At 57.0% G+C, this 15,342-nt stretch carries 1 protein-coding gene (running past one end of the window); it reads left to right on the top strand.

What is annotated here, in order from left to right:
- The first annotated feature begins 327 nt into the window (after positions 1–327).
- Positions 328–15,342: the 5' portion of a hypothetical protein gene (locus AB8996_RS02035; RefSeq protein ID WP_369297307.1), read on the top strand. It continues 14,514 nt past the right edge of the window; the window shows 15,015 of its 29,529 coding nt (coding positions 1–15,015); it begins with the start codon at positions 328–330; the stop codon falls past the right edge of the window.

The raw sequence follows: 15,342 nt of genomic DNA, 5'->3' as shown, positions 1-15,342 counted from the left end.
GGGGAGCGTGCCCGCTCCCCCCAAAGGGGGAAGCCCCCTCGAAAGAGAAGGTTCCCCCTTTGGGGAACTGAAAAAAGAGACAAGCTTTAGTCTCGCTCAGCTCTTTCTGTGAAGCTTGCAGAAAGGAGCGGCGATTCCTGAAAAGGGATCGCCTTGAGCAGAAGGAAAAGAAGCCATTGCGTTTTGAGAAGAAGCTTCCGATCTTTTTCTCCTGCTCAGGGCAATCCCAACAGCCCTGACATCGAAAGAAAATACCTTACCAAAATAGAATTTCAGACCTACTTTAGGAACGATCGAAGAAGGAGAGTGGACCACATGAAAAAGAAAATGAAACGAGTGTTATCTTTCCTGCTGGCGGTGACCATGCTTCTGAGCAGCGCACCGTTTGCCTCTGCCCGAAAATTTGAGGACATAGGCGCGCAGGCGGGTATCCGATTGGCGCAGACGAAGTTCGACTCCGGAAACGGCATTCTGGAAATGACCGTATATGCGACCAGTGTGGGCAACACCAGTCTGCATTCCGGGCGGATTCTCTTTTCTGTAGACCCCAAGGTATTGACGCCTTACCTTGCCAGCGGCAAGGGACCCTTGGAGGTGTCCGGCGATAAGGGAAAAACCGGCGGCTACGGCGCAAAGGGCGAAAGCCCTATTGGCAGCTTTTCCGATGCGGTAGGTGGCAGCGTTACCCGACCCACCTCTCCGCTGCGGGTAGATGAAACACAGAGTAAATATGTGGTAGTTTCTCCCGAAACGGGAAGGGACGGGGAAGAACCCCGCACCTATTTAAGCTATGAATTTACGCTGAATACCAGTGCGGACAGCGGCAACGAAATTGAAGTAGGCACACTCTATTTTAAGGTAAGAAATAACGATATTGACAACCTGACCGAAAACAGCTTCCGTTTGGGAACGGCAGAGGATATTGGATACGATAGGGATTCCGTAAGCTACAACGAGGAAGAAGCCATCGTGTCCAGCACGGCTGCGTACACCATCGGCGCAATTGAATATATCACCACGCACAAGGTCGATAATGTGATCAAGCGGGAAGAAGTGGGGTATTACTATGATGTTTTGCCCGCCATTGACGCCAATGTAGGCGTTAACTACATATCTTCCTGGCAGATACGGAACAGAGATGCAGCCAACAACGATACTTCAAATGACCCGGATAAATGGAACATTGGTATTTATTACACCGGCTGGGACGTCCCTGCCATTACCCATCTGTATGTAGGGGCAGTGGGTCCCAAAGTGACGATCCCCACCGAGGGAAAAACGGTCACTACGGAGATCGATTATTCCAAGATAAAGGGCATTGACGTCAACGGCAATGTGAAAACCTTTAATGCCACCGACCTGTATTGGGAATTCTGCGATGCAGCCGGTAACCCCATCGAGGACGAAGCAGAGCTGTCCAAAGGCGTCAGCCTGGGAACAGAGCTGGTGGATAAAATCGGTGTAGACGGCAATCCAGTGAAAGGTGAAGATGACAAACCGATAAAAGAAGAGGTACATAACGGGCAGATCCTCGTCACGCCGGAGGCTTCTCAAAATTCCGGCGAAAAGCTGGACGTGTATCTGCGGGCGTCCAGAAACCTGGTATATATGGAGGATTATGAGCCGGATCCCGTAGGAGACAGGATCGGCTTCCGCGGTGTTCCCGTGATCCACGTTTCACTGATCAAGGAGCCTTCTTCCGCCACTTCCGTTGCTGTGCTGGACGGGGAGGGCAATAACAATGGAGACGTGAATGTGTCCGATCAGGAAAGCGGCAGCTTCCCGGAGAGCGGTCTGGATTTAACCGTAAATGTCAAGGATCAGTACGGCTTCCCCATTGGCAAGGGCACACTGCGTTTGTCCATGAGCGATGTGGAGGGCGGCACAAACAGCACTGCGTTCGTACTGACTCCTCAAGAAGGAGTTACCCAGGACGAGAACGGGTTGATCACCTGGAACGGCACTTCGCCCATCAAGGTAAATTTCAGCTTTGGTGAAGGAAAAAGCGCTGCCGACGTAGAGCGGGGCAAGGTCAAGATCCAGGCGACCTTCCACCCTGAGAACACCGAGGGTACGGATCTGGACAAGGCGGGCGACTACACAGCAAACCTGCTGAAGGACGATCCCAAGTTTGATCGGGTGGAACTGGTTCGTTACCACAACGATGAATACAGCACGTATTACGATAATACGGTTTCCACAGAAAAGGAGCAGTCGGAACAGGCTTCTCTGCCTCCGGCAGTCGATGGCAGAAAGTTCTATCAGAATGTCTACTATGAGGTAAAGCTGTACGACCAGTACAATCAGGAGATGGATCCTGTTACCGACAATAAGGCGTATACCTGGACTCTGGCGGACGCCGACGGAAAACCGCTTGACGCCGATACGGAGCTGATGGAGGAAAGCGAGTACCTGAGCAGCGGTATGCCTTACCGCAACCGTTTGACCTTTTTCAGCACCTGCTCTTCCACTGACCTGAAGGTTTCCGTGCGGGTACAGCCCACCGGCGAGGAAGCGCGGGAAGACACCAAACCGCTGAAGATCATCCGCAGCGCGTCCACCTTTGAAAATGTGCGCGTGAAGAGCGAGATTTTCCCGGACGACACGGAAACAAAGCCCTTCTATCTGCAGTTTGCAACGGTGGACCAGTTCGGCACTGATTACAAGATGATCGACGAAAACTTTGCCAAGCTGTCTGTCAAATGGCAGGAGGACCCTGCCCATGCGGCGGAAAACCAGGGCGATTACGAGGTAAAGGAAAACGGTCAGCTCATCGTTCACGATATCAATGCCGTGGTGTATGTGCAGGCGATCGCCACCTATGACGGTGAGGAAAAGAAGCCGTACGCCAAGGGGACGCTGCGGTTCGGCGGCGTTCGTGCCCTGCATAAAATTGATTTGAGCACGGAGAAAACCACTTATGCCGTGCCGAAGGTACAGGAGTCCGGCGAAAGCGGAATGCTGTCCATTCCTGTGACCGCCAGCTTCTATGACCAGTATGAGGACGCCTGGACCCTGCAGACAGGCGAGACGATCGAGTATAAACCCACCTACGGCACCTATGAAGGGATCGAGCTGCGCCCGGGCGCGCTGAATGAGACCCGTACCCAGCAGGATCTGGCACTGGTGCTGGAATCAAAGGCGGCGGCAAGAGAGATCACCCTCACCGCGGAAACCTCTAACAGCGCGGGCAGCCGCATTACCGGCAGCCGCACCATCAACCTGACTAAGGAAGCAATCAGCGTTGGCAAAGCCGAAGTGGTGAACGAGGCGGTGAGAAGCAACGGCACCACCGTGCTGGAGACCCGGTGTGTGGACCAGTACGGCGCGGTCATTCCCCCTGCCAATTTGAAGATCACATGGAAGGCAGATTCCTTTGACACCGTACCTGCCAACAGATCGGACTATACCTATGCTACCTTTATTCCGGCAACCGGCAGCGTGACCACGTATTCCGGCGCCGAGGAGATCATTGTAGAATTTGAAGCGTCCTATCTGAGCACAGACGAAAACGGGAAGCCGGTAACCTCTGCTCCGTGCAGCAGCGGTCTTGTTCACCTGCCTGTCGTAGATGCCGGGCTCGTGGCGGCGGTGACGGTTACCACCAACGACGATACAGATGTTGTGATTCCTGAAACAAAGGCGGACGGCTCCCTGAATTATGCCAGCGATCTGCAGTTCACGGCAAAGGTCACCGACAGCAGCGGGCTGGATATCGGTGATGATAACATTGTCTGGGATTTCCTGGGCGATCACACCGGTTTGAGCATAGACGCGAAGGGACGCGTTACGGTAGCGAGCAATACCGCCGTGGGCGCCTATACTGTTGTGGCAATTGAAAAAAACTCCGGCGTTTACGGTACGGCGAAGCTGACCACCCGGTATGAGAGCGCTCCCCACCTGGCAAGGGTAGGTCTAACCCCCATCTATGTCTTAGCGGGCGAACGGACGAACCTGACCCCTCTGGAATACGACCAGTACGGCAATTTCTATACCGTGCAGCCCGGAGAAACTGTAGAGAGGGAATACAAGCAGGTTCAGGACGGCGGCAGCACGATATGGAACTTTATTCCGAGCCTTTTGCAGGTGCGCCCCACTGCGGACCACGCGGGAAGCTATACCAAGATCAGCTCGAATGTGAAATCCAATCTGAGCGGCGAGGTTCCCCAGAATATCACGGATATCCATGCTATTGGCAGCGGCGTTGGCACGCCCTCCTATTTGCAGATCGATGGTCCCGACACCATTACGGTGAAGTCCGGCGTGGAGAATTTCCCCACCATATCCCCTGCCGGTACGGGAGATGACGATTATTATAAGGTTACCCTGCGGAACCAGTTTGGACAGGAAGTCTATCTGGACAGCTGCGTGAGGAACATCAAGTGGGATTTCTCCGCTCCCGGCATGAGCGGCATCGAACTGAGGACCAGCAACCCCGCAGGTGTTCCCAGCTCGCTGCGCAAGAATCAGTACGGCAAGGTGGTCCTGAACGAGCTGGTCCCTGAAGGGACGATCCGGCTGACCGTGACCTACACTGACAAGAGCGGGAATATTACCGACCTGGTAGGGATAAAGGACATCAAGGTGGTTCACGACACCGCCGAAAAGAACACGCTGGGTCGTGTGGAAATCGACAATGGCAGGCTGCGCCCGGGAGATACGGTGCAGCTGCGCGCCAGCCTGTTTGATAAATTTGACGATGAGATCGACCCGGAAAGCGCCAGACTGACCTGGGGCATTGTCGCTGCGCCGGAGGGTGTAAAAATTGATAACGGAAACCAGATCTCCGTCCAGCAGGACGTTACGGAGGGCAGTGTGACCGTGAGCCTTACCGCCGATTACAAGGGGTCTACCCTGTCGGTGGAAAAGGAGCTGCCCATCAGCGCGGAGGAGTCGGTTCTGACCAGGCTGGAAGTGAAGAACGTGCTGGGCGGCAACAGAATGTTCATTCCGCCCGTAGGCAGCGACGGCTTAAACGCAGAGCGCCTTTCCGTATACCGCGCCATCGGATACGACCAGTTCGGCGATTCTCTGGGGACCCCGGACGGCGTGGTCTGGTCCATGCAGAATGAGCCTACCGGTCTGACCTATACCCAGACCGGCGTAGTGCGTATCAATTCTGTGACCAATCCCAGCGATTCTACGACGATCCTGGCAAGCGCGCCCACGGCGGACGGCGGCTGGCTGCACGATTCCGCCACATTCTCCGTAGGCTATGAGCCGGACGTTCTTACCTCTCTGCGGGTACTGCAGAAGAAGGTCCGCACGGATCCTGCTACCGGCGGCGAGGCCTACCTGAAGGCGGAATACCTGAACCAGTACGGTCTGCCCATGCAGCCCACCGAGCCTGTAGTCTGGAGCGAGGGCGCCGGCGCCGGCAGTGGCTGGTACGGCGGCGGTACGGTCACGCTGAACTCTAACGGGTATGTGACCTATACGAAGGATACCCAGTGGTTCTATGTCAATGCCCAGGTTGGAAATGTGGCGTGCAGGAACCATCGGATCACAGTCAGCAGCGACGCGCCTTATGTAGACAAGCTCACCCTGACGGTGGAGCCGGCATCCAAGCTGATACTGCCCTTTAACGGGGACGAACCGCAGTCTGACACTTTTGAGATCCGCCCTTATGCCAGGGATCAGTATGGCGAGGAGTTCAAAAACTTTACCGGGCACAATGAGCTGATCTGGAGCGTGGTGGATTCCCCCGACAGCAACATCACCATTGAGAGGAAGACCAGCTCGGCAGATGACCCCAGCGCTGTGCTGCGTGTTTTCAGCACGACCCCCGCGGGCAACGTGACGGTGAAGGCTTCTACCGGGTATACGGATATCACCACAGGGCAGCAGATCGTTTCTGCCATAGGTGTGGCAAAGGTAGAGCGGGAAGAACCCAACCTGATCGGCATTCGCATGAAGACCCCCAATTCCCTGGCGGCTACCGCAAGACCCGTCCAGCTGGAGTATGAATATTTTGACCAGTACCATGACGCTATCACCGTAGACGGCGCAACCGCTACCTGGGAGCTGCTGTCCGCTGTGGAAGAGGACCCCACTGCCAGCGTTGCCACCCTGTCCGCTGACGGTTTATTCGTCATGGGCGATACCACCAAGAGTATCCGCGTCCGCATTACCCCTGTAGGTGACGCGGTACAGGATGTTGCGCCGATCGAAGAGACCATCACCATCGGTCGGGACGCTCCCAAGGCGACCCGTGTGGAGATCGTCAAGTACAACGGCGAAGTTCCTGTTCATGTACCCCAGTATGACAGCTCCGACGCAAAGGTGGAGTATACTGCCCATGTGTACGATCAGTATGGGAAAGAAATGGAAGGCAGGCTGTTCAACTGGAGCTTTGAGAAGACCGTAAGCGGTATCAGCGTGGTTGGCGATACCATCTCAGTGGACGGCAAGACCATGAGCCACGGTACGGTCAGCGTTTCCAGCCAGGCAGCCATTATCCCGGAGAATGAGCGGGAGAACCTGGTCCTGACCGCGGTGGACCGAAGCAGCGGCGCCAAAGGCTCTACCCAGTTCAGCATTCTGGCGGATCAGGCGGAAAGCTCCCTGAAGGACGTGACCACCAAGGAACGCTTCCTGCCCATGGCTCCCGCCGGCAAGGACGATACCTATTTGGACCTGCACCCGGTCTATCTGGACCAGTACGGCAGGGAAATGAATTATACGCCCAGCGAGATAACGTGGGAAGTGACCGGCGTGAAGCCCGCGGATCAGGCGACCGCAAGCTTTGACCATTCCGAATCCGGCGTCCCCAACCGTCTGATCTATTCCAAGACGGCGATGGAGGTGGAAATTCGGATCAAGGTCGATGGAAAGTCCTATGGTCCGATTCCCCTGTACCAGGCAGGCGAAAGAAAACTGACTACCATTCAGGTCACCGGCACCAGCAATACCATCAATGCCGGTTCCAGCCCCACGCTTTTTACCGCCCGCCCCTATGACCAGTATGGCGACCTGATGAGCACGCAGGTGCTGGACGGTCTGGTGTGGAGCCTGGTGGGCGCGCCCGAGGGCGTTACCCTGACCCAGGGCACCGGCAGCCAGAACGCCAACCTTACTGCCAGCCTTTATGCGGCAAAGGCAAAGGACGTTGTGGTCAAGGCAAGAGATTACAAAACCGGGATCGTAGGCAAGACGTTTGTAAATATTACCAGAAACGGCACTGCCTTTGAGACGGATTATACACTGAAGGTATACAACACAAAGTTCCCCTCCTACAACACGGCAGGATATCAGCTGGAAGCTGTGGTGTACGATCGGTACGGCGTGGAAGTCACTACTTATAAAGACGCGAACGGAAGAGAGCATGAGCTTACTCCCGCCGACTTTACCTGGACAAAGGACAGCGGTACAAGCGCGCAGCTGCGCCCCGGTCCCAACGGGACCACCAGGATCTACTTCGCGCGTGGAGAAAACAGCGTCGGCGTTACGGTAAGCACCAGCGTTTTCCAGGGAATGCCCACGCTGACAGCTCACGATATACTGGAAATAAACGGGGAACCCTCCGTGCTGCAAAAGGTCGTCGTCAAGCGCGCCCTGGGCAATGGTCCTGTGGCGATCCCCAGCCGGATAGACGGCAAGGATCGGCAGGTCTCCGTAGGCTATGAGGCATACGGCATCGACCAGTACAAGCTGGATATCCATGACGGCACGCCGCTGACCAATGTGAAGTGGCTGGTCTCCGGCGAGTCCTCCATGGGTCTGGAAATCAACGAGTACGGCGTTCTCACTGTGAGCAGCTCTGCCAGACAGGGCAAAGTAATCATCACGGCGGTGGACGAGGAAACCGGCGTTTTCGGCACGGCAGAGCTGATGCTGACCAAGGAGGAGTCCGTCTTCTCCGCCATCGGCGTGCGCCAGAAGAAGCTGCTGCCCCGCCAGAATATTCAGCTGGAAGCGATCTATTATGACCAGTACGGCAAGGAGACCTTCCCCCGCGGCTATGAGGTGTGGAACAAGATCACCGCTACGCCGGAAGGGACCGACGTCAACGTTTCCCTCAGCGGCTATGTGACCTTCGGCGGCACGGGAGATACCACCTCGCTGACCGTAGAGGTAGGCGCCGCCGGGATCAAGTCCGGCGATGTGCTGATCCCTGTTTCCGCTGACGATAAAATGCCGAACCAGGTAGAAGTAAGCCTGGCGGAGGGCTATCTGCCCATTCGGATCAACGGCAGACAGGAACGCAAGGTGACCTTCGGGGCAAAGGTATTTGACCAGTATACCCAGGAGTACACCGAACAGGAACTGAAAGACGGCAATATTGAAATCGTCTGGAGCGTGCAGAACGCCCCGGTCGGGACTACATGGGACTCCAAAACCGGGCAGATCACCATTCCGCCGGACGCTGAGGCGATCCCCGATGTGCGGGCGACTGCCACCTGCTATGTGAACGGCAAGCCTACGGATATTTCCGGGTACAGGGATTTCTCCGTGGTAAGGGAAACGCCCCGGCTGACCGCTGTGGAGATCGTGGAAAGCGGATTCCCTGCCGACGAGGACCCCGGTGAGCTGACGCTGCGCTATCTGGATCAGTTCGGCGACGAGATGGAGTGCCCTGCCACCGCAGTGGCGACATGGAGCACCACTACTGCCGGCGTCCAGCTGAAGAAGCACAGCACGGACCAGAACGCGGAAATCACCTTCGGCACGGTGACGGAAGCCCATGTGGACGTTGAGGTGAAGCCTGACGCCAAGGCCGATCTTCTGACCGCTTCGGCGGACCTGAACCACGGGACAAAGAGATACCTGTCCAAGATCGTAGTCACACCTCACCCCGGCGGCGGGATCAAGGTGCCGGATATGGAGAACAGCGACGCTCCCGCCAGCAAGGCATTTACCGCTCAGGGCTATGACCAGTACGGCGCCAAGTTCGACACCCACCTGGTTTGGACGCTCAGCGACAAGGAAAACGCCATCAACATTTCTCAGACAGGTGTGTTGACGGTGAGAAGCGGTGCGCCCAATATCCAGATGACGGTATTTGCCACCGACAGCGATACCGGCGTGTACGGTACCTGCACGGTGGATATCGTGCGCGATCCTTCCGAATTTACCTATCTGGAAGTCAAGCAGAAGGCGCTGCCCGGCGACAAGCAGACTATGGTTCTGGAGCCGGTTTGGCTGGATCAGTATAAAAAGGAAATGTCCGCCCAGGGCTCTGTGACATGGCAGATGCTGCGGCAGGACGGCTATCTCACAAAGCTGGTACAGGACGGCGCATACAATGCCCGTCTGGATCCTCTTGACCCCACCACCACGTGGGTCGTGGTGGAAGCCAGCTGCCGCGGCGTGTCCACCGGGGAGGTGCTGCTGCAGCGGACAGGCGATGTGTATGTGGATAAGGTGGAGGTCACCCGGAACGGCACAGGCGCTGTGATGGTTCCTGCCAAAGACAGCGGTGAGAAGGCGACAACCTCCTATCAGGCGCACATCTACAACCAGTACGGCGATGAAATGACCGACCGAAGCGTCACCTGGGAAGTGGAAAGCTCTACAGGCGGTATTTCCATCGACCAGAACGGCGTGCTCAGTGTCAGTTCTGCCGCGTTCAGTGAGAATGTCCGGGTCACCGCCAGAGAGACGGAGTCCGGCAAGTCCGGCACAGTCACGCTGATTATCAAGCGGGCGTCGCCGGTATTTACCAGCGCGGCCATTAAGAACGATTACATTCCCAGAGCGCAGAACCCCTTCACTCTGACCGCTGTGGCACTGGATCAGTACGGTCAGGAAATGGCGGGCTACGACGCTGTGGAATGGACGCTGCCTGACGGCACCACCGCCGATACTTACTTTACAAATACCACCTCCGGTCAGCTGCACTTCGATACCGCGCTGGAAGCGGTGAAGGTGCAGGCAAAGGTCACCGTAGGCACAAACAGCAGCACCCCGGTCAAGAGCATTCCACTCAGTGACGACGCCCCCGAGCTGCGGGAGATCAAAGTGACCCGCACCGACGGCTATGGGATACTGTATATTCCGTATGGGAACCAGTCGTCCGCCCAGGCGGAGTATACCGCTATGGGTATCGACCAGTACCTCCAGCCCGTCGGGGACCTGAAGGTCAACTGGGAGCTGCGCGGCGCGCCGGAAGGCGTTACCTTCCCCGACGCGGACGGCGCCACCACTAACCAGATGTCCGTGGCGGTGAACACCGCCCCCGGCAATGTGCAGGTTGTGGCGACAGAGATTTCTGAAAATGAGAATAAGGAAAACCTGGTAAGCGGCAGATTGATCCAAACTCTGGACCGCAGCCCCAGTGAACTTAAAACCATCACTGTGCGGGAGAACTCCCTGCCTTACGGCACGAAGGTCGCTCAGCTGCACGCGGATTACTATGACCAGTACGGCACCGCCATTGATTATCAGGGCGTCAGCGACTGGTATATCCCCACCACCGATCCGGAGTCTCAGCTCGGCAAGGTAAGCATCACGCCCCATGGCGGTCTGCTGACGCTGAACGACGACCTGAACGCGGTGTATGTCCGTGTGTCCGCTTCCGGCACCATGTCCAGGACCCAGCCCATTCTCATCAGCGGAGACCCCCGCACCACTACGGTGAAGGTCACCAAGGACCCGGACGGCAGAGTAGTTTCCGTTCCGGCGTATGACGATGAGATCGCGCAGAAGAATACCTATCAGTTCACTGCCACCTCCTATGACCAGTACGGCGTGGAAACAACGGGCAAGTTCGGCTGGTATCTGGACAATGCCCCCGAGGGCGTTACCATCAATCAAAACGGTCTGCTTACTGTGACCAGCGCCACCCCGGAAAGGATCAAGGTGCATGTGATCGCCGTTGATCTGCTTTCCGGCGTAGAGGGTGAATACATCGTAGACTTTGTCCACGGTATTTCCCAGGAAAGCAGAGCCAACATCAAGGAAGACCTGATCGAGGGCGGCAAGACGACCCAGCTGACGGCACAGCTGCTGGATCAGTTCGGCGAGCCCATGAGCTATACTGCCCGTCCCGTTTGGGGCTGTGAAGCTGGCGGCGTCATTGACGCGGGCGGCAGGATCACTCCCAATGATGGCGCGAAGACCGTGACCGTCACGCTGTCCATTGGCAGCAGGTCCACGAAGAAGGTGTTGACCGTAGGCGGGAAGGCAGTTATGGACCGTATCGAGGTGTCCGGCAGCGACACTGTGCTGCTGCAGCCCGATATCGCTCCTTTGCCTGTTGCCTATACCGCTACTGTGTACGATCAGTACGGCAAGGTCATGGATACCCCCGTGATCACCTGGTCGCTGGAAGGCGCTCCCGATGGCGTGGAGATTTGGAAATCCGGCAGAATGGCGATCGGTAGAAACGTAGAAGCCACTAAGAATGTAAAGGTCGTGGCAACCTGCGAGGCTACGGAAATTTCCGGCAGCACGCTGGTGGACCTGGTCTATTCGGACAGCATTTTGTCCGGCATCGGCGTACAGGAGACCAGCGTACCCGGTGGAAAGCACAGCTTTACATTGACCCCCGTATTCTACGACCAGTACGGCAGGGAAATGGAATATTCCGGCATGGCGCACTGGTCCCTGCTGGGCAGCCACCCCGAATCCAGCGTGACGCTGGACGATATGGGCGTGTTCACCTTCCTGAGAGATGACGTGAGCGAAATGACAGTGAGCGTCAGCGCGGAGGATGGGCGCATCGACTCCGGCGAGGTCATTTTGCCCGTTGGAGGAGAAGCCAGCAGGGCAACCACCGTTGAGGTCAACCGGAAGGGCTCTGACGGCGACGTGCTGATCCCCGGTATCGGCGACAATGCCTTTGCCGTGTTCCAGGCGCGCGTATTTGACCAGTATCATAAGGAAATGAGCGGCAGCTTCTTCTGGACGGTCACCGACACACCCGCAGGCGTGTCCATCAGCAGCGGCGGCGTTGTCACTGTTGACAGCAGCGCCCAGGAGGGGACCATCGAGATCGTGGCGGTGGATTCTATCAGCGGTATGTCCGGCGTTGCCTATTTGACCCTGCGCAAGGCGGAAAGCAAGCTGACCTTTGTCAACGTGCTGACCGATTCTGTGCCGGTAGATACCAGGACAGCCAAGCTGCGGGCAGAATATTTGGACCAGTACGGCGAGGAGATCCCCTATAGAGGAGCGACCCTGTGGTACCTGGTGGAAAGTTCCAGCGCGGATACCACGCTGGTGGGCGACGAGCTGCATATTGCCGACGCAGACGGCACTGCCGTGGTTTACGCGACGGCGGGCAGCGTGATCTCTCCCAACAAGACGATCACAGTGGGCAGCCTGAACAGCGACGCTATCGTGTCCCTGCAGGTAAACGGTCCCGCAACGATATATGTTCCCCGTCCCAACGAAGTGGATAAGACCGCCGAATACACTGTCAAGGGAATTACGGCAGGCGGCGAGGAAAAAGAAGGCATAGGCGCAGCGTATCAGGTTACAGGTCTGTCGGAAAACGGTATCTCCTTTGACGAGGACACCGGCGTGCTGACTGTGACCGATGACGCCGCCGCGCTTCAGGACCTGCCCCGCCAGGTGGAGATCACCGCGACGCATACCCCGGATTCCGGCGCTCCTGTCAGTACGGAGAAGACGGTGAACGTGGTCAGAGAGCTGCCTGTGCTGACCAGCATTTGGGTACAGCCCAAGGGCGAGGAGGACGCCACCATTGCGTCCGACGCCAAGAATTTGCAGCTGACTGCGGAATTCTACGACCAGTACGACCAGGAAATGTCCTATAACGGCGAGCTGAACTGGATCCTGGATCATTCGGAGCCTGCCGGCGTACAGCTGACCAAGGACGGCAAGGTGACCGTACAGAAGGACGTAACGCTGAGCTTTACGGTTCATGTGGAAGCCCTCTCCGGCACCAATACCATCGTTTCCAAGCCCAAGACCTTCCGTGTGGGTCAGGCGCAGAGCCTGTCCAAGGTCGTGGTGCGGGAAGCTACCGGCAGAAAAGACGGTTTTGAAGAAGAGGTTCCCTCTCATGAGAAGGGTGAGGAGCAGTTCAAGGCGGTACAGTTCGTGGCGACTGCCTATGACCAGTATGGCTTTGAAATGGAGCTGGACGCCCCCTTCATCTGGGAAATTGAAGACGCCATTTCCGGCATTTCCGTGAACCAGGGCGGCAGAGTGCTGATTTCCAGCTCCGCGCCCAAGGGAAAGACCGTGACTGTCAAGGCAAACAGCAACACGGGTATCGTAAACGGCACCGCATGGTTCGTGACCAAATACGCAAGCGATACCGCTTTTGCCAGCGCACGGGTAGACACCCGGGTCGTGCCCGCCTCTGAAGGTACGTTTACGTTACAGGCGTCTGCGCTGGACGAGCATGGGCAGGTGCTGGAGGTTTCCACCGATTCGGAGAGAAAGTATACCTTTATGTGGGACCTGCTGGATTACACTACCTCCACAGGCGTAACTCCCAGACTGGTGGCAGAAACCGGCTTCCTGTCCTGGACCTCTGCCGAAGGGGAGAGCCCGGCTTCCATGCAGCCCGGCGATACCATTCTGGTGCGCGTCAAGGTAAAGCCTGTGGGCGCTGACGACAGCGAATATAAGTATTCCCCCCAGACTGTGATCCGTCTGGGCGGGGAAGCGGCTGTCAGCCGGGTGGAGATCGTTCCCAATACCGGCAGCGACACGGATATCACGCTGAATGAAAACGTGATCTCCGTCACCGTGCCGGAGAATAAGGCAGGCGAGCAGAATAAGAAGGTTTCCATGCAGGTGGTCGCCTATGACCAGTATGGACGCAGCACCATGCCTTCCGGTAAGGCGTGGGCAGACGAATACCAGAAGAACTTTATCTGGAACTGCAGCGACAACAACTCGCAGACGGTTTCTCTGGACGCGTTTACTTCCGACGACCATCGGAACGCCACCGTGCAGGTCAGACCCGGCGCGCCCAGGAAGGATCATATCCGTATCGGTGTGCGGCTGTACGATACAGGCGTGACCAATGTGCCGCCTGCGTACATTGATCTGTCCGTGCGCCATCACGACAGCGAGCTGAAGCAGATTTCTGTCCGTGAAAGCTATCTGCGCCAGATCGTACACCCCGGTCTGGAAGTGACGCCTATCTTCTATGACCAGTACGGCGAGCGTATGCCGTCTCCCGATATCGGCGTAGGCACTTATACATGGGGCATGGTAAGCGCTGACCCCGAAGGCTCTGTCACCATCCGTGACAGCAGCCGCGGTGCCCTGACCCTGAACGGCGCGGAGGAAGAGGCCCATATCAGCGTGCGGTATCAGGACGGCAGCATTGACATCAGCAAGCCGGATCATAAAATTATTTTCGGCGACGATGAAAAGCCGTATAAGATAGATGTAGAACGCACAGGCGGGGACCCCGTCCTTGTGCCGGAGCCCTCCAACGGGCAGAACCAGACCACCATCGTGTCCTTTAAGGCCGCCGTACTGAACCAGTTCGATGAAGAGCTGGGCGATGTGGACGTGGTCTGGCAGATGAGACCTGCGCAGGTGCCCGGTGTTACGCTGAACGCGGCGGGCAAATCCGCTGCTCTGGTGATCACCAGTGAGGCGCTGGACGGGCAGGAGGTCGAGGTAACCGCTCTGGAGCGTATTTCCGGCATTGCCCATCAGGAAACTGTCCATTTGACCCGGAACCCCTCCATTATGAAGAAGGTGCGGGTCAAGGATACCTATGCCCCGCCGGAGAAGGACTTCCAGCTGAGCTACGAGGTGTTGGACCAGTACAATACCGTGTTTGATTATCAGCCCAAGAACCCTGCTGTCTGGACCTTAGTGGACGCCGGGACAGACGCCACGCTTACCACCGATGGCAAGCTCTCCATGAACAACTCCACGGAGGTCAAGGTCAAGGTGGAGGTGGACGGCGAGGTCTCCCCGGAGCAGGTCATCAAGCTGGGCGATGACGCGCATCTGGATCATTTGACCATTACCGGCGCAGAGAAGATCGAGGTCTGGGGCGATCTGGGTATCCTGGTGGAATCTCAGAACCCCTATACCGAGAAAGAATACATCTGCGAGGCGTTCGACCAGTATGACCGCCCCTGGACAGACGTGGGCGAACTGACCTGGGACACCTACAGCAACCGTATTAAGAAACCGCCCTTGAACATTGTGCCTAAGGAAGGCGCCGAGGACCGCGCCATTCTCACAGTTCCTAAGGACTCCAAGGAGGGCACCTTCGTTACGATCCACGTGGAAACCACCGCGGAGTGGGACGGGACCCCCCATGTCATTGCGGAAGAGCTGATCGCGGAGACAGTGTATGAAAAGTCCCGCGCTGTCAGAGTGGAGATCAACGAGACAGGCTTCCCTGCCGGCACGCAGGACGGGCAGCTGACCCTGACCTATTATGACCAGTAC

This window comes from uncultured Neglectibacter sp., from assembly GCA_937958185.1.
In the GTDB taxonomy this organism is placed as follows: domain Bacteria; phylum Bacillota; class Clostridia; order Oscillospirales; family Acutalibacteraceae; genus Acutalibacter.
Note: the sequence above shows the minus strand (reverse complement) of the source record. Positions and strands in the feature narration are given on the sequence as shown.